Raw genomic sequence first — 18,556 nt, forward strand, 5'->3', positions numbered from 1 at the left:
CAACCAAGACACTGATCGAATTTTATATCGTGATATATACAGAATTAAAAAAGGAGTGGAACGACTACCGTGCTTAACATTGGTGGCATTGAAATGAAAAACCAGGTCGTACTTGCGCCGATGGCTGGCGTATGTAATCCGGCTTTTCGTTTGATCGCAAAAGAATTCGGAACAGGCCTCGTATGCGCGGAGATGGTGAGTGGCAAAGCCATTGTCCATGGCAACCAGCGTACGCGTGAGATGTTGTTTGTAGATGAGCGTGAGAAACCGCTGAGCCTTCAGATTTTTGGGGGAGATCGTGATTCCCTTGTAGAAGCAGCCAAAATCGTGGACAAAGAAACCAATGCAGACATCATCGATATTAACATGGGATGCCCTGTGCCAAAGGTAACAAAATGTGATGCCGGTGCACGTTGGTTGCTTGATCCGAACAAAATCTATGAGATGGTATCCGCTGTCGTGGACGCGGTGGAGAAGCCGGTGACGGTCAAGATGCGTATCGGCTGGGATAACGAGCATATCTTCGCGGTGGAGAATGCGCTCGCGGTTGAACGTGCTGGCGGACAGGCGGTAAGTGTACACGGCCGCACGCGTGAGCAACTCTATACAGGCACAGCTGACTGGTCACACATCAAAGATGTAAAAGAAGCTGTCTCTATCCCAGTGATCGGCAATGGTGATGTCCATACACCAGAGGATGCACGCCGTATGCTGGATGAAACGGGTTGTGACGGAGTTATGATCGGTCGTGCTGCCCTGGGTAACCCATGGATGCTGTATCGTACCATTCAATACTTAAGCACGGGGGAATTGCTTCCTGACCCGAATGGCGAAGAGAAGATCCGTGTTGCCATCCTGCATATGGATCGCCTGATCGCATTGAAGAATGAGACAGTTGCCGTACGCGAGATGCGCAAACATCTGGCTTGGTATTTGAAAGGCCTGAAAGGATCTGCCCGCATCAAGGATGTTATTATGGAAGGAACCAAGCGGGACGAGATGGTACAGATTCTGGAGAACTTTGTGAGTCAGCTGAAAAGCGAAGGTAATTTGGAGTCAGAACCGGTAATCACCGGAAATGCATCGTAATTATAAACGCATCTGTAAAACGTTTACACCTATAGGGGACGTAACATTGACTTTTCGAGATCGTTCCCCTATAATTTCTCAGTATAAATTCGCCATGTGCGTTAATAAGGATATAGCATCAGGAGGAATATTCTATTCCTCTGGAGAACTTCATATAGTTTTGAAGATGTATGCGAGCGGAGCTCTGTAACAAGCACTGATTCCGTTGCCGTACAATCAAATTTATTCCCATGACAGGAGAATCGGTTGAGATGAGCGACAAGGAAGTTATCCTTACACCAGAAGGACTCAAGAAGCTGGAAGAAGAATTGGAAACATTGAAATCAGTGAAGCGCCGCGAAGTGGCTGAACGGATTAAGGTAGCCATCGGGTATGGAGATATCAGTGAAAACTCTGAATACGAAGACGCGAAGAATGAGCAAGCTTTCATCGAAGGACGTGTAATCACGTTGGAGAAATTGCTTCGTAACGCGCGGATTATTAACAGCGACGAGATCGATACCGATGCCGTAAGCGTGGGTGCAACCGTCACTGTAGAAGATCTGGAGTTTGGCGACATCACGGAATATACAATTGTAGGTACTGCTGAGGCAGACCCGCTTCAGAACAAGATATCGAACGAGAGCCCTGTAGGTAAAGCGATTCTCGGCAAGAAAAAAGGTACAGTTGTTGATGTAAGTGTGCCTGCTGGCGTAATTCAATATAAAATTATGGACATTAAAAAGCTATAGCAACGAAGCAGTTGGGCACGGTAAACAAAAGCTTCCTTAGGGAAGCTTTTTCAACATTAGAGGAAAAACGACCTCTCGCGATGCCTGCAATGTAAATAAGGAGATGAATACAGATCATGACGGATGAAGTCTTGAATCAGGAAACCGAACTTAGCGAGCTTTTACAAATTCGCCGTGACAAATTGGACGAGCTCCGCAAATTGGGAATCGACCCTTTTGGCCAAAAATACGTACGTACCGAAGAAGCCGGCTCCATTCTGAAGAAGTATGAAGAACTGACCAAGGAAGAGCTGGAAGAGAAGCACATCGAAGTCAGTATTGCCGGACGGATTATGGCGAAGCGGGGAATGGGTAAAGCAAGCTTCGCACATATTCAGGACCTGAGCGGCAGAATCCAGATCTATGTTCGTCAGGATAGCGTGCCTGAAGACAAGTATGCGGCATTTAGCTTGCTGGACCTTGGCGATATCGTTGGAATAACAGGTGTGATCTTTAAGACCAAAACAGGTGAAACTTCTGTCAAAGTGAAAGATATTGAAGTGCTGTCCAAATCGCTCTATCCGCTTCCGGATAAATTCCATGGTCTCACTGACGTAGAGCTGCGTTATCGCCAGCGTTATGTTGACCTGATTATGAGCCCGGACGTACAACAGACCTTTATCGCACGTTCCAAAATCATTCAATCGATGCGTCGTTACCTGGATTCCCTTGGATATCTGGAAGTGGAAACACCTACGTTGCATACCATCGCAGGAGGAGCGGCAGCACGTCCGTTCATCACACATCACAATGCGCTGGATATGGAACTGTACATGCGGATTGCGATTGAACTTCACCTGAAACGTCTGATTGTTGGCGGGCTGGAGAAGGTATATGAGATCGGCCGTGTATATCGGAATGAAGGTATGTCCACACGTCACAATCCGGAGTTCACCATGATTGAATTGTATGAGGCATATGCCGACTACAAGGATATTATGCAATTGACGGAGAACCTGGTTGCTCATATTGCACAGGAAGTACTGGGTACGCAAGTGATCCAGTATGGAGATTATGAAGTAGATCTTACGCCACAGTGGCGCCGTGTTACGATGGTGGATGCAGTTAAGGAAGTTGTAGGCGTAGACTTCTCCGTACACATGACGGATGAGGAAGCACACAACTTGGCGAAGGAACATAAGGTTCCGGTTGAAAAACATATGACATTTGGTCATATTCTGAACGCGTTCTTTGAAGAATTTGTAGAAGAGACGTTGATTCAACCGACATTCATTATGGGACATCCTCTTGAAATCTCACCACTAGCGAAGAAAAATGATGTAGATCCGCGTTTCACGGATCGCTTCGAATTGTTCATCGTTGGACGCGAGCATGCCAATGCCTTCACAGAGCTGAATGATCCAATCGATCAGCGTCAGCGCTTTGAAGCACAGATGCTGGAGAAAGAACATGGGAACGACGAAGCTCATGAGATGGATGACGACTTCATCCGTGCGCTCGAATATGGTATGCCACCAACAGGCGGATTGGGAATCGGGGTTGATCGTCTGATCATGCTGCTTACCAACTCCCCGTCGATTCGTGACGTACTGCTCTTCCCGCACATGCGTCCTCGTACGCAAGATTAAATAAGGAACGTAGGATACGTTCATAATAGAAGAGGAACCTGCCGTTCAGTATCATGCTGGGGCAAGTTCCTCTTTAGGTTTACATAGACGCTAAAAATAAAGTTTGTCAGAAGGCCCTTGCTCACAGCACACCATAAGGGTAACACCGCGTCTTGAAATTGTTAGATTAACCTGTTCGTATTTTTGTTAAAAGAGGTGCCCTTCATGAAGTTCAGGCTTCACTTTGCCAAATTCTTATCTCCTCCGTTAATTCTGGTCGGTGGTTTTCTGCTTATCATTGCGATTGGAACGGTGCTTCTCATGTTGCCAATCTCCAACCAAAGCGGTATGCATTTGGCGTTTATTGACGCGCTCTTTACATCAACCTCTGCCGCATGTGTAACTGGACTTGTCGTTGTGGATGTAGGGACAACGTTTAATTTGTTTGGTCAGTTCGTCATTATGGTATTAATGCAGCTTGGTGGACTCGGATTCATGACCATGGCTACTCTCTTTGCCCTTGTATTGGGCAAGCGAATCTCACTCAAGGACAGGTTATTACTTAAAGAAGCCATTAATGCAGACAGTATGGAAGGGATAGTACGCATTATTCGCAAGGTGTTGATTTTTTCCTTTACCATTGAAGGGGTGGCGGCTGTCATACTAGCGCTGCGCTGGGCAACGGAGATGCCATTGGGTCAGGCTGTTTACTATGGAATATTTCATTCTGTTTCATTGTTTAATAACGGCGGATTCGATCTATTTGGTAACAGCTTCCAATACTACACTGGAGATTGGATATTCAATGTGACCGCTTCTGTGCTCGTTGTCTCTGGTGGACTGGGTTTTGTTGTATTGAATGACCTGTTTGAGTATCGCAAACGCCGCCGTTTGTCTCTTCAGTCCAAACTGGTGCTGTCTGTATCCGGAGCGCTGATCGGTATAGGAGCGATTGTGTTGTTTGTTTTCGAATTCACCAATGGACATACACTGGCTTCACTCACATGGAGCGAGAAGATCTATGCATCCTTCTTCCAGTCTGTCTCTACACGTTCGTCGGGAACGAGCACAATCGATATCACGGAGATGAGGCAGGCTACCCAATTCTTCTTCATTCTGCTGATGTTTATCGGGGCTTCCCCAGGATCGACCGGGGGCGGAATCAAGACGACTACATTCCTGATCATGATTGGTGCAGTGTATGCCATGATTCGGGGAAATAAGGATATTGTGTTTTTCCGCCAGCGTGTTCCGAAAGAACTGCTGATGAGGGCGTTGACCATTATTATGGTTTCTCTGATCATATTCATGATCGTGGTGATGCTTCTGCTTACGACAGAGGATGCGCCATTCCTTTCACTGATGTTTGAAGCTGCGTCCGCAATCGGTACCGTGGGTCTTTCTGTGGGAGTGACTGATGAGTTGACCAATTGGGGAAAAATTATTATTACCTTTACCATGTTTGTAGGTCGGATTGGGCCATTAACCATCGCGTATGCCCTTCGTCCGCGCAAAGAGAAGAAACTGTATCGTCATCCGGAAGGCCGGATCATTATCGGATAAAAAGAAAAACCGTCAGACATTCAGAACTAACTCCTGTTATCGTAACGGGCCTTAGTCACAACGAATGTGCTGCGGTTTTTTTTGGTTTAACGGCACAAGGAAGCAAGATGCAAAGTGAGAACATCGTCCATGAGCTTGGCATTCATCTGATCCGGTCTAAGCACGGTATGTATGCCTAAGCCATCTACCAGTGCATACAATCTCTCGATCTCCAGTTCTTTGTCCAGATCGGGTCTGGAGAGGTCGTGCTTTATCAGGTAGTTGATAACAGAACCTACAGCTTGTCTGAGTTCATCATATACGGTATTAGCAAGTTCTTTGAGTGTAGGATCGGTATTCGCTCTGGCTGTAAAAGCGTACCACACCTCCATTTCGGCCAGTTTTTCTTCCGTGTTTGGTAAGAATTCGAGCAATAGGCATTTCATATTGTCCATGGGAGAGCCGGTAAAGGACATTTTTTGGACTCGACGAGACACCCGTTCAGATACCAAATTCATGGCATATCGTAGTAGTTCCGATTGAGTAGAAAAGTAGTGACGCATCGAACCAACCGAAACTCCAGCTTCTTCAGCAATATTCCGAACAGAGGCCTGTTCCATGCCATCTCTTCGTATAATACGCCAAGCTGCCTCGGCCACGAGCACGCGCTGTTTATCGTGATCAACAAGTTTAGGCATAGGCATATTATATCACTGTTGATTATTATAGTACACACGTGCTAAATTATATTTAATACATTTGTATCAAAAAAAGGAGAGGCTGAAATGATTGGTTATTTCATTATAGGTTGTGAGATTGCCTTTTGGGTGTTTGTGTTCGCAGGTCTGAGTGTCAGGTATCTCCTTGGCATGAAGCGAATAGGCATCGGTTTGTTAATGGCGACGCCGGTTATCGATCTGGTATTGCTGGTAGCTACAGTTATGGATCTACAGCGAGGAGCTACAGCAAGTATGATTCATGGTATAGCTGCGGTGTATATAGGAGTAAGCATTGCCTATGGTCACCAGATGATCGCTTGGGCGGATCGATATTTCCTATATTGGTTCAAAGGTGGAGAAAACCCTCGTAGTAACAAGTTATATGGTAGAGAACATGCGAGTCGTGAGCGTAGTGGATGGTTTAGACATCTATTGGCTTGGGCTATAGGAAGTGCTTTTTTATTGGCCATGATATGGTGGATTGGAGATGCTGAACGTACAGCTGTCTTCAATAATTTGATCAGAGTGTGGGGATTGATACTCGGTATCGATTTTCTGATAAGTTTTAGTTACAGTTTATGGCCAAGAAAGGTTCCTGCTAGGAATGTTAAACGTTAAAGTGAAAATGGACGTGCGTATGAACTTGCTAAGTTGGGAGAATACCATATGTACGTCCGTATTAGATCAATCCGATTGTTAATATAGTTTCAAAAAAAGACTTGCATTCAATATCTGTACATGGTATATTCTAATTCCGGCCAAGAAAACACGGTTTACACGGTGCGGCAAGCAAATGAAATAAGCTTCGAAAGAAACTTAAAAAAAGAGCTTGCAAAGTTGGTTCGGATGTGATAAGATATAAAAGTTGCTGAAGAGAAAGACATTCGGTAACAAAATAAGTTTGATCTTTGAAAACTGAACAACGAGTGAGTAAACATTCTGCTTGCAGAATGAACGCGAAAGTTCGAGACAAGCCTTGGCTTGAATCGACTGGAGTACAAATGAGATTTTTAATCTCGTCAGATTCAAAATGAGCTTATCGCTCTTTTCAATACTTTATTGGAGAGTTTGATCCTGGCTCAGGACGAACGCTGGCGGCATGCCTAATACATGCAAGTCGAGCGGACTTGAAGAGAAGCTTGCTTCTCTGATGGTTAGCGGCGGACGGGTGAGTAACACGTAGGCAACCTGCCCTCAAGTTTGGGACAACTACCGGAAACGGTAGCTAATACCGAATAATTGTTTTCTTCGCCTGAAGAGAACTGGAAAGACGGAGCAATCTGTCACTTGGGGATGGGCCTGCGGCGCATTAGCTAGTTGGTGAGGTAACGGCTCACCAAGGCGACGATGCGTAGCCGACCTGAGAGGGTGATCGGCCACACTGGGACTGAGACACGGCCCAGACTCCTACGGGAGGCAGCAGTAGGGAATCTTCCGCAATGGGCGAAAGCCTGACGGAGCAATGCCGCGTGAGTGATGAAGGTTTTCGGATCGTAAAGCTCTGTTGCCAGGGAAGAACGCTTGGGAGAGTAACTGCTCTCAAGGTGACGGTACCTGAGAAGAAAGCCCCGGCTAACTACGTGCCAGCAGCCGCGGTAATACGTAGGGGGCAAGCGTTGTCCGGAATTATTGGGCGTAAAGCGCGCGCAGGCGGTCATTTAAGTCTGGTGTTTAATCCCGGGGCTCAACCCCGGATCGCACTGGAAACTGGGTGACTTGAGTGCAGAAGAGGAGAGTGGAATTCCACGTGTAGCGGTGAAATGCGTAGATATGTGGAGGAACACCAGTGGCGAAGGCGACTCTCTGGGCTGTAACTGACGCTGAGGCGCGAAAGCGTGGGGAGCAAACAGGATTAGATACCCTGGTAGTCCACGCCGTAAACGATGAGTGCTAGGTGTTAGGGGTTTCGATACCCTTGGTGCCGAAGTTAACACATTAAGCACTCCGCCTGGGGAGTACGGTCGCAAGACTGAAACTCAAAGGAATTGACGGGGACCCGCACAAGCAGTGGAGTATGTGGTTTAATTCGAAGCAACGCGAAGAACCTTACCAGGTCTTGACATCTGAATGACCGGTGCAGAGATGTACCTTTTCTTCGGAACATTCAAGACAGGTGGTGCATGGTTGTCGTCAGCTCGTGTCGTGAGATGTTGGGTTAAGTCCCGCAACGAGCGCAACCCTTATATTTAGTTGCCAGCACTTCGGGTGGGCACTCTAGATAGACTGCCGGTGACAAACCGGAGGAAGGTGGGGATGACGTCAAATCATCATGCCCCTTATGACCTGGGCTACACACGTACTACAATGGCCGGTACAACGGGCTGCGAAATCGCGAGATGGAGCCAATCCCAACAAAGCCGGTCTCAGTTCGGATTGCAGGCTGCAACTCGCCTGCATGAAGTCGGAATTGCTAGTAATCGCGGATCAGCATGCCGCGGTGAATACGTTCCCGGGTCTTGTACACACCGCCCGTCACACCACGAGAGTTTATAACACCCGAAGTCGGTGGGGTAACCGCAAGGAGCCAGCCGCCGAAGGTGGGATAGATGATTGGGGTGAAGTCGTAACAAGGTAGCCGTATCGGAAGGTGCGGCTGGATCACCTCCTTTCTATGGAGAATCGTTTCCTGCAACGGAAACATTCAAATATGCAGCTTAGCTGCAAAACACTCACTCGTTGTTCGGTTTTGAGAGCTCAAACTCTCAAAACAGCTTGCTTTTGCATGGAGCTTGTTCTTTGAAAACTAGATATCGAAACGAAACAAACGCGAATTAGAACATTCCTTTTTAGCTGAACTTGTGTTAAACAAGTTTCAATAAAAACGGTAGATTGCACGTACGATGGTATCGAATGGGAGCGACTTTTGGCTTTGCGCAAGCAAAACAAGGGAAGCGAGCAGTCGAAACCGGAGCACGAGGTTAAGCTACTAAGAGCACACGGAGGATGCCTAGGCGCTAGGAGCCGATGAAGGACGTGGCGAACAACGAAACTGCCTCGGGGAGCTGTAAGCAAGCTTTGATCCGGGGGTGTCCGAATGGGGAAACCCAGCTGGGGTAATTTCCAGTTACTCATAACTGAATACATAGGTTATGCAGAGGCATACCAGGGGAACTGAAACATCTAAGTACCCTGAGGAAGAGAAAACAATAGTGATTCCGTCAGTAGCGGCGAGCGAACGCGGAGAAGCCCAAACCAGAGAGCTTGCTCTTTGGGGTTGTGGGACGTCTCACATGGAGTTACAAAGGAACCGGTTAAGCGAAGAGGTCTGGAAAGGCCCGCCAAAGAAGGTAAAAGCCCTGTAGTTGAAAGTCTGTTCCCTCCGAGACGGATCCCGAGTAGTGCGGGGCACGTGAAACCCCGTATGAATCCGGCAGGACCATCTGCCAAGGCTAAATACTTCCTAGCGACCGATAGTGAAGCAGTACCGTGAGGGAAAGGTGAAAAGCACCCCGGAAGGGGAGTGAAATAGAACCTGAAACCGTGTGCTTACAAAAAGTCAGAGCCCGTTTTAGGGGTGATGGCGTGCCTTTTGTAGAATGAACCGGCGAGTTACGTTCCCGTGCAAGGTTAAGGTGAAGAGCCGGAGCCGCAGCGAAAGCGAGTCTGAATAGGGCGACTGAGTACGTGGACGTAGACCCGAAACCGGGTGATCTACCCCTGTCCAGGGTGAAGGTGCGGTAACACGCACTGGAGGCCCGAACCCACGCATGTTGAAAAATGCGGGGATGAGGTGGGGGTAGCGGAGAAATTCCAATCGAACTCGGAGATAGCTGGTTCTCCCCGAAATAGCTTTAGGGCTAGCCTCGGAAAACAGAGTCGTGGAGGTAGAGCACTGATTGGGTGCGGGGCCCGCAAGGGTTACCAAGCTCAGTCAAACTCCGAATGCCATAGACTTACTTCCGGGAGTCAGACAGTGAGTGCTAAGATCCATTGTCAAAAGGGAAACAGCCCAGACCATCAGCTAAGGTCCCCAAGTGTGTGTTAAGTGGGAAAGGATGTGGAGTTGCACAGACAACCAGGATGTTGGCTTAGAAGCAGCCATCATTGAAAGAGTGCGTAATAGCTCACTGGTCGAGTGACTCTGCGCCGAAAATGTAACGGGGCTAAACACACCACCGAAGCTATGGCTTGATGCTTTGCATCAGGGGTAGGGGAGCGTTGTATAAGGGTTGAAGGTGTACCGTAAGGAGCGCTGGACATTATACAAGTGAGAATGCCGGTATGAGTAACGAAAAGATCAGTGAGAATCTGATCCGCCGAAAGCCTAAGGGTTCCTGAGGAAGGCTCGTCCGCTCAGGGTAAGTCGGGACCTAAGGCGAGGCCGAAAGGCGTAGTCGAAGGACAACAGGTCGAAATTCCTGTACCACCGTAAGCCGTTATGAGCAATGGGGGGACGCAGTAGGGTAGTGACGCGGACTGATGGATGTCCGTCTAAGCAGTAAGGCTGATGTGTAGGCAAATCCGCACATTGTAAGGCTGAGCTGTGATGGGGAGCGAAAATTATAGTAGCGAAGGTCATGATCTCACACTGCCAAGAAAAGCCTCTAGCCAGGTGATGGTGCCCGTACCGCAAACCGACACAGGTAGGCGAGAAGAGTATTCTAAGGCGCGCGGAAGAACTCTCGTTAAGGAACTCGGCAAAATGACCCCGTAACTTCGGGAGAAGGGGTGCCCCGGTAGTGTGAATAGCACGAGGGGGCCGCAGTGAAAAGGCCCAAGCGACTGTTTAGCAAAAACACAGGTCTGTGCGAAGCCGTAAGGCGAAGTATACGGGCTGACGCCTGCCCGGTGCTGGAAGGTTAAGGGGAGTGGTTAGGAGCAATCCGAAGCTGTGAACCGAAGCCCCAGTAAACGGCGGCCGTAACTATAACGGTCCTAAGGTAGCGAAATTCCTTGTCAGGTAAATTCTGACCCGCACGAATGGCGTAACGACTTGGGCGCTGTCTCAACGAGAGATCCGGTGAAATTTTAATACCTGTGAAGATGCAGGTTACCCGCGACAAGACGGAAAGACCCCATGGAGCTTTACTGCAGCTTGATATTGAATTTGGGTACGATCTGTACAGGATAGGTGGGAGCCTTTGAAACGTGAGCGCCAGCTTGCGTGGAGGCAACGTTGGGATACCACCCTGATCGTATCTAGGTTCTAACCTGGTACCGTAATCCGGTGCGGGGACAGTGTCAGGTGGGCAGTTTGACTGGGGCGGTCGCCTCCTAAAGAGTAACGGAGGCGCCCAAAGGTTCCCTCAGAATGGTTGGAAATCATTCGAAGAGTGCAAAGGCATAAGGGAGCTTGACTGCGAGACCTACAAGTCGAGCAGGGACGAAAGTCGGGCTTAGTGATCCGGTGGTACCGCATGGAAGGGCCATCGCTCAACGGATAAAAGCTACCCTGGGGATAACAGGCTTATCTCCCCCAAGAGTCCACATCGACGGGGAGGTTTGGCACCTCGATGTCGGCTCATCGCATCCTGGGGCTGAAGTAGGTCCCAAGGGTTGGGCTGTTCGCCCATTAAAGCGGTACGCGAGCTGGGTTCAGAACGTCGTGAGACAGTTCGGTCCCTATCTGTCGTGGGCGTAGGAAATTTGAGAGGAGCTGTCCTTAGTACGAGAGGACCGGGATGGACGTACCGCTGGTGTACCAGTTGTTCCGCCAGGAGCACCGCTGGGTAGCTATGTACGGACGGGATAAACGCTGAAAGCATCTAAGCGTGAAGCCCCCCTCAAGATGAGATTTCCCAGTATGTAAGACCCCTTGAAGACGACGAGGTAGATAGGCTGGGGGTGGAAGTGCAGCAATGCATGGAGCTGACCAGTACTAATCGGTCGAGGGCTTATCCAATTAGCAAGTTGTAATTCGCATGTTTCGTTTCGAATCTAGTTTTCAGAGAACGATCTCTGAAATGTAAGCTACGCGTTTGGTGGCGATGGCGGAGGGGTTCCACACGTACCCATCCCGAACACGACCGTTAAGCCCTCTAGCGCCGATGGTACTTGGACCGCAGGGTCCTGGGAGAGTAGGACGCCGCCAAGCAAAGAACCACTGCCGATGTTATTCGGTGGTGGTTTTTATTATATAGTTTTATTATGCAGTATGGGATTAAAATACAGATTGAATTTGGTGATTTCTCAGCACAATAGGATGTATACAGGTAACGTTATTCGATACGAATTGACGTTTTTTTGCGTAATAACTAGACTTGTCCGCTCTGGAAAAACAGTTGTGTTCATCAGGCAATACACCTGATATAACCAAGTACTTTTCCTTGACAGTCTAAATATCGCTTTGCTAAGATGGCAATAATAAATTTTTCAGAAAACGTATTTTCGGCGTAAAATACAGCCTGGAATCTTCGGGTTTTGGACCGTAAAGCTGAGCAAACATAAGGAGGAACACTTGCGTGTGGGAAGATAAATTTGGTAAGGAAGGCCTCACCTTTGATGATGTATTGCTAGTGCCACGGAAATCCGAGACACTGCCTAAAGAAGTAGATGTATCTATTCGTTTGAGTGATACTGTAAAGCTAAATATTCCTTTGATCAGTGCGGGTATGGATACAGTAACTGAAGCGACATTGGCTATTGCCATTGCACGTGAAGGCGGTATCGGTATTATCCATAAAAATATGTCGGTTGAACAACAGGCAGAAGAAGTAGATCGTGTTAAGCGTTCGGAGAGTGGTGTTATTACAAACCCGTTCTCACTGACGGCAGATCATCTGGTATCTGATGCGGAAGCAGTAATGGCGAAATATCGGATCTCCGGTGTACCTATTATTGAAGGAGATCAGAAGCTGGTTGGTATTTTGACCAACCGCGATTTGCGTTTTATTCATGATTACGGCATCAAAATTAGCGAAGTCATGACTCATGAGAATCTGGTTACCGCTCCTGTTGGCACTACACTGCAAGAAGCTGAAGGTATCCTTCAGAAGCACAAGATTGAGAAACTCCCATTAGTTGATGAGACAAACACGTTGAAAGGTCTTATCACGATTAAAGATATTGAGAAAGCTATTCAATTCCCTCATGCAGCCAAAGATGCTCAAGGACGTTTGTTGGTTGGTGCAGCGATTGGTATTTCCAAAGATACATTTGAACGTGCTGATGCTTTGGTACAAGCTGGTGTCGACCTGATTACGGTAGACTCGGCTCACGGACACCACATCAATATCATTGAAGCTGTACGTCAGCTTCGTGAACGTTTCCCTAGCCTGACCATCGTTGCAGGTAACGTCGCTACTGGCGCTGCCACTCGTGACCTGATCGAAGCAGGGGCTTCGGTAGTCAAAGTGGGTATTGGTCCAGGTTCGATTTGTACAACACGTGTTATTGCTGGTATTGGTGTACCTCAAGTAACTGCAGTGTACGATTGTGCAACGGTGGCACGTGAATATGGAGTTCCGATTATCGCGGATGGCGGAATTAAATATTCTGGTGAAATTACGAAGGCACTGGCTGCAGGCGCACACGCGGTGATGCTTGGAAGTTTGTTTGCCGGCACAGCAGAAAGCCCGGGAGAAACTGAAATCTTCCAAGGACGTAGCTACAAAGTATACCGCGGTATGGGTTCAATGGCTGCAATGAAACAAGGTAGTAAAGATCGTTACTTCCAAGATGATGACAAGAAACTGGTTCCGGAAGGAATCGAAGGTCGTGTCGCTTACAAAGGACCATTGTCTGATACGATCCACCAACTGATTGGTGGTCTGCGTTCGGGTATGGGATACTGTGGTACAAGTAACTTGGAGCAACTTCGTAACGATACAGGCTTTATCCGAATTACAGGTGCGGGACTGCGCGAAAGTCATCCCCATGATGTACAGATTACCAAAGAAGCACCTAACTACTCGTTGTAATCTGAAGAGAGTTAATCATTTCCAGGACAGGCTCGGTGATTTTCACCGGGTCTGTCTTTTTTTGCAGATACCCCTGTGATAGAATAGAACAAGCGGTGACGATCCATGGATGGATTAAGGCGTTGCGGCGGCTTTTTGACGTGAATCTATGAATATGGTTTTGAAAAGCAAATGCAGTGCCAGAAAAGGCTGCCAGGTAAACAGAAGCGCGGACGTCCTTTTACATAAGCATTTGCAAAATGCGGACTAAGTGACAATCGATAACGAACTTTAGGAGCAATAATATTGCTCGTTCGATACAGCGCATATAGCACACATCTCATACATCAAACACGCAGGTTAGGGAACAAGAAAATCGCAGCATAAGCTGCACTGAAGCAATTAATAATGCTTTGGATCGAAGGGAGTATTCATCATTGAAAGCCAAACACATGAATAAAAAGAAACGCCAAATGCTCAAAAAGAGCGTAGCCTCTGTAATGCTAATTAACATGCTTTGCATGTCTGCAGTAATGCCGGTCATGGCTGCTGCGGATAACTCCGGTCAGGTTCTGACTGCTGCGGCAACAACAACAAAGACGGAGAAAGCCGTACAGGTTCCTGGGGTAGACTCACTTGGGCTTGAGGTTAGATCAGCGGTGCTAATGGAAGCCTCAACGGGACAGATTCTACTAAATGTCGATGCGGATAAAGCGATGCCACCTGCAAGTATGACCAAGATGATGACAGAGTACATTGTCGCAGAACAGGTCAAACAAGGTAAATTTGGCTGGGACGATATTGTACCTGTTAAAAAGAATGCTGCACAAAGTGTCGGATCACGTATTTTCCTGGCAGAAGGTGACGAGCACACAGTTAAGGATCTCTATATTGCTATGGCTGTTGGCTCTGCCAATGATGCTACGGTTGCTTTAGCTGAGTATGTTGCCGGTTCCGAAGAAGCTTTCGTGAAAATGATGAATGATGAAGCGAAGCGTATGGGCATGAAGGATACATTCTTCATCAACTCTTCGGGTCTGGATCGAGCAGATATGCCTGCTGATTTCCGCCCAGCTGAAGACAAGGAAACAGTGATGTCCGCTCTGGATGCTGCAATTCTATGCCGATACATCATTATGGATCACCCGGACTACACAGAATTTACAACGATTCAATCCTACAAGTTCCGTCCCAATGATAAAGCTCCAATTATCAATTACAACTGGATGCTGGAAGCGAATAAAAATATAACCAATTTCAAAAGCTATGCCTATGAAGGTCTGGATGGAATGAAAACAGGCCATACCACGAACGCAGGTAATAACTTTACAGGTACAGCAGAACGTAACGGTATGCGTCTAATTAGTGTTGTTATGGGCACAGATTCGGAATCCGCACGTTTCAGAGAAACTAAAAAGGTATTGGACTATGGATTTAACAACTTTGAAGTGAAACAGGCTGTTGCAGGCAAGACCAAAGTGACGGGCTGGGAAGCGGTACCTTTGAAAAAAGGGAAAGAAACAACCGTTCCTGTTGTAACAGATAATGCGGTAAGTTTCGTTGTTCCCAAAGGTACTCAGAACCTGAATGTGACGTTCAAAGCCAACGTAACTGAGGCTGACAAGTTGGTAGCACCACTCAAGGCAGGTACGAAGGTTGGTACGGTAACGTACACGTATAAAGCAGATGGAATTGAGCCACAGGAAAAAACAGTGAACTTGATCACTGCTGAAGAGGCTGAAAAAGGCGGATGGTTCCGTTTGTTCTTCCGTGCTGTGAAGGATTTCTTTGTGGATCTTTTTGACGGAATCAAAAACCTGTTCTAAGCCTTAGCGAACTTCATGGAGAGAGTATGATCATGATTTTAATGTTTACATGGTCATATCATTGACAAAATACAAGTTATTCCGACCGGATGGATTGTATATTTACAATTTTTCCGGTAAAATATCAAGTTAGAATTCACGTATGATGAAGTGAAAAAGTACAATGTTCGTTTACCGTATGCAAGATCGTGGCTGGTAAGAGAAGGGGAATGAGCGTATGAAGATCGGCGTTTTAGCACTTCAAGGAGCTGTCACAGAGCATATTCGAAGTATTGAACGTGCTGGAGCAGAAGGTATAGCTATCAAACAGGTTCAGCAATTGGAGGATTTGGATGGTCTTATCCTTCCTGGCGGGGAAAGCACGACGATCGGTAAACTGATGCGCAAGTATGGGTTTATGGATGCCATTCGGGCGTTTGCTGCTGAGGGCAAACCGGTATTTGGTACCTGTGCTGGCTTGATCGTTATGGCTAAACACATTGCAGGGCAAGAAGAAGCTCATTTGGAGCTAATGGATATGACAGTATCCCGAAATGCATTTGGACGGCAGAGAGAGAGTTTTGAGACGGATTTGCCAGTCAAAGGCATTGAGGAGACGGTAAGGGCTGTATTTATACGGGCGCCCTTGATCGAGAGTGTCGGAGACCAGGTGGAGGTTCTCTCCACATACAAGGATGAGATTGTTACCGCTCGTCAAGGGCATTTGCTGGCTTGCTCCTACCATCCGGAATTGACGGATGACTATCGTCTGCATACTTATTTTGTAGACATGGCCAGATCCTACAAACACACGGTAGACTCTAAATAATGCATGATGTACAACCTATGATCTCCCGGTCATCGGATCACTTCCCCAGAAGCCGTGTAAGGCCACTGGTTGGCAGTTGCATCTGAACGGATGCCTGATGTTGCCTGTATCTGCTTCATAGCGGGAATCGCAGCTGAGGGTGACAAGGGGGATATAGGTTGTTTTTTGGGTTACAGGTTCCGATAAGTATATAGTAAGGTGTATACAGTAGAGTTATGAGAATGGATTTAACATAAGGCTTCACGTTGTGAGGTTATTTAGGAGGGGTATATCGTGCTTGATGTGAAAATATTGCGGAATGAGTATGCACGTGTAGAAGAAGCATTGACTAAACGTGGCAAATCGCTGGATCTTATCGCTGGATTTACCGAGATGGATGCCAAGCGTCGGGAATTGCTTCAAGAGAGTGAAACACTGAAGAGCCGTAGGAATACAGTCTCCGCGGAAGTTGCTAGACTGAAGAAGAATCGTGAAAATGCTGATGATCTGATTGTGGAGATGCGTGAAGTCTCTGATCGAATCAAAGCCATGGACGAAGAAGTTCGGGAACTGGAAGTGAAGATCAATGATCTCACAATGGCGATTCCGAACATTCCTAACGAAAGCGTACCTGTTGGAGCTTCTGAAGACGACAATGTTGAGATTCGTCGTTGGGAAGAGCCGAAGTCATTTACTTTTGCACCAAAAGCACACTGGGAAATTGCGCAGGATCTCGATATTCTTGATTTTGAAGCGGCTGCCAAAGTAACAGGTTCCCGTTTTACCTTTTATAAAGGTCTGGGTGCGCGCCTGGAACGTGCATTGATTAACTTCATGATGGATCTGCACAGCGATCAACATGGATATGAAGAGATTCTGCCTCCATACATCGTTAATCGGGACAGCTTATTTGGAACAGGTCAACTGCCTAAGTTCGAAGAAGACCTGTTCAAGTTGAAAGATACCGAATATTATCTGATCCCTACTGCTGAAGTTCCGGTAACGAACTATCATCGCGAAGAGATTCTGAATGTAGATCAATTGCCTAAGCACTTTGTGGCATACAGCTCTTGTTTCCGCTCTGAAGCCGGTTCGGCTGGACGGGATACACGCGGCTTGATTCGTCAGCATCAATTCAACAAAGTAGAGCTGCTCAAGCTCTCTACTCCGGAGACTTCGTATGAAGAGCTGGAGCAAATGACTCAAAATGCAGAGCGTGTGCTTCAATTGTTGGGCTTGCCGTATCGCGTCCTGACTTTGTGCACGGCAGATATGGGCTTCACTTCAGCTAAAACGTATGATATTGAAGTGTGGTTGCCTGAGAGCGACACTTATCGTGAGATTTCTTCGTGCTCCAACTGTGAGGACTTCCAGGCACGTCGTGCCAATATCCGTTTCCGCAGAGAGCCAAAAGCCAAACCGGAATTTGTTCATACATTGAACGGGTCAGGATTGGCTGTTGGACGGACGGTAGCCGCTATCCTGGAGAACTATCAACAGGAAGATGGTACGGTTGTCATTCCTGAAGCATTGCGTCCTTATATGGGCGGTGCAAGTGTGATTGCACGTCGCTCTTAAGTTAGAGTTAGCTAACCATCCTCATCAAGGGGAATACAAATTCAATCCGTCATTTTGGAATGGCGGATTGGAGTGTTTTGTATAACTGAGGCAGTTGTCTGATACGGGATTATCAATTTTAATATAAAAAGGTTGCATTATAATGTCGAGATGTGGTATGATACTTTTCGTGGCAAGTTTATAAAAGTTAATTCCCTGGAGAGGTACCGAAGCGGTCATAACGGGGCGGTCTTGAAAACCGTTAGGGGGCAACTCCACGTGGGTTCGAATCCCACCCTCTCCGCCATACTACACTTATAACAAGGATTCGAGCGATCTCGCTCGAGTCCTTTTTTGCGTTGTGAGTTTGTCCAGCGTAGTGAGCATACAGGTTGGTGACCGATGTATACGTTGCTCAGTACAACGTTATATTTTGAATAAGGCTAATATGTATAAAAACATCTTCATCGCCGCACTTTATAGGAGTGGAGGTGGTAAGATGAACCGCGAGTTAAACATCGATCAGACAGAGCTTGTAGGGGCTTGGCAAGAACGTTTGCCTCAAGTCCTGAATGTTGGAGACCAGGCTCAGGTAATGGCCGATGAAGCCGATCAGCAGGCGATTCGGATACACATTGCTACAGCAGGGCACGAGATGTACTCTTTTGATTTCAAATGTGCATATGTCGATTCCCGTGAAGTCAGCGTACAGCTGATTGATGTGGAACGGGATGGACGAACGACGGATGAGCGTACAGAACCGATTCAGGAACTGGCTCACGATTATACACGGCACATTCATGAATGCGCCCAGTCGTTACAATCCCAGACGAGATAATAGCCTGAAATCTGAAGGAGTG

11 protein-coding genes, 1 tRNA gene and 3 rRNA genes are annotated in these 18,556 nt (G+C 47.3%); 14 read left to right on the top strand and 1 reads right to left on the bottom strand.

What is annotated here, in order from left to right:
- The first annotated feature begins 69 nt into the window (after positions 1-69).
- The 4 genes from dusB (at position 70) to MKY95_RS00395 (ending at position 4,990) form a co-directional block, all read left to right on the top strand.
- The gene (dusB, locus tag MKY95_RS00380) at positions 70-1,089 is read left to right on the top strand and encodes a tRNA dihydrouridine synthase DusB (RefSeq protein WP_047844501.1); all 1,020 of its coding nucleotides are present in this window, start codon (positions 70-72) and stop codon (positions 1,087-1,089) included.
- 251 nt (positions 1,090-1,340) lie between these two features.
- Positions 1,341-1,820: a transcription elongation factor GreA gene (greA, locus tag MKY95_RS00385; protein WP_036606099.1), complete on the top strand. Its 480-nt coding sequence runs from the start codon at positions 1,341-1,343 to the stop codon at positions 1,818-1,820.
- A 116-nt stretch (positions 1,821-1,936) separates the two neighbouring features.
- The gene (lysS, locus tag MKY95_RS00390) at positions 1,937-3,448 is read left to right on the top strand and encodes a lysine--tRNA ligase (RefSeq protein ID WP_339196341.1); all 1,512 of its coding nucleotides are present in this window, start codon (positions 1,937-1,939) and stop codon (positions 3,446-3,448) included.
- A 204-nt stretch (positions 3,449-3,652) separates the two neighbouring features.
- Positions 3,653-4,990 (top strand): TrkH family potassium uptake protein, encoded by a 1,338-nt coding sequence (locus MKY95_RS00395; protein ID WP_076320270.1) that lies wholly within the window; start codon positions 3,653-3,655, stop codon positions 4,988-4,990.
- 86 nt (positions 4,991-5,076) lie between these two features.
- On the opposite strand, the gene MKY95_RS00400 is transcribed toward MKY95_RS00395, so the two are convergent.
- A complete protein-coding gene (locus MKY95_RS00400) occupies positions 5,077-5,667 on the bottom strand; it encodes a TetR/AcrR family transcriptional regulator (protein WP_036668480.1) in 591 nt (196 codons plus the stop codon).
- An 87-nt stretch (positions 5,668-5,754) separates the two neighbouring features.
- Between MKY95_RS00400 and MKY95_RS00405 the strand changes: the two genes are divergently transcribed.
- From MKY95_RS00405 to MKY95_RS00450, 10 genes are all read left to right on the top strand, one after another.
- A complete protein-coding gene (locus MKY95_RS00405) occupies positions 5,755-6,306 on the top strand; it encodes a hypothetical protein (RefSeq protein ID WP_036668435.1) in 552 nt (183 codons plus the stop codon).
- Positions 6,307-6,744: 438 nt separating this feature from the next.
- Positions 6,745-8,297, top strand: a 16S ribosomal RNA gene (locus tag MKY95_RS00410).
- Positions 8,298-8,604: 307 nt separating this feature from the next.
- A 23S ribosomal RNA gene (locus MKY95_RS00415) occupies positions 8,605-11,530 on the top strand.
- Between the two features lie 75 nt (positions 11,531-11,605).
- Positions 11,606-11,722: ribosomal RNA gene (gene rrf / locus MKY95_RS00420) — 5S ribosomal RNA — on the top strand.
- Together the 16S, 23S and 5S rRNA genes form the textbook arrangement of a ribosomal RNA operon.
- A gap of 367 nt (positions 11,723-12,089) precedes the next feature.
- Positions 12,090-13,547, top strand: coding sequence for an IMP dehydrogenase (gene guaB / locus MKY95_RS00425; RefSeq protein WP_036607306.1), 1,458 nt, complete (start codon positions 12,090-12,092; stop codon positions 13,545-13,547).
- A gap of 416 nt (positions 13,548-13,963) precedes the next feature.
- On the top strand, positions 13,964-15,352 hold the full coding sequence (locus tag MKY95_RS00430; RefSeq protein WP_076320316.1) for a D-alanyl-D-alanine carboxypeptidase family protein: 1,389 nt from the start codon (positions 13,964-13,966) through the stop codon (positions 15,350-15,352).
- 217 nt (positions 15,353-15,569) lie between these two features.
- The gene (gene pdxT / locus MKY95_RS00435; RefSeq protein WP_036671585.1) at positions 15,570-16,160 is read left to right on the top strand and encodes a pyridoxal 5'-phosphate synthase glutaminase subunit PdxT; all 591 of its coding nucleotides are present in this window, start codon (positions 15,570-15,572) and stop codon (positions 16,158-16,160) included.
- 273 nt (positions 16,161-16,433) lie between these two features.
- Complete coding sequence (gene serS / locus MKY95_RS00440) at positions 16,434-17,717, top strand: serine--tRNA ligase (protein ID WP_339196347.1); 1,284 nt, start codon at positions 16,434-16,436, stop codon at positions 17,715-17,717.
- Between the two features lie 197 nt (positions 17,718-17,914).
- Positions 17,915-18,003, top strand: a tRNA-Ser gene (locus tag MKY95_RS00445).
- A gap of 192 nt (positions 18,004-18,195) precedes the next feature.
- Positions 18,196-18,534 carry a hypothetical protein gene (locus tag MKY95_RS00450; protein ID WP_036607297.1) on the top strand — a complete coding sequence of 113 codons (339 nt, stop codon included), beginning with the start codon at positions 18,196-18,198 and terminating at the stop codon, positions 18,532-18,534.
- Positions 18,535-18,556: the final 22 nt, after the last annotated feature.

This window comes from Paenibacillus sp. FSL P4-0176 (assembly GCF_037975265.1).
Taxonomy (GTDB): domain Bacteria; phylum Bacillota; class Bacilli; order Paenibacillales; family Paenibacillaceae; genus Paenibacillus; species Paenibacillus amylolyticus.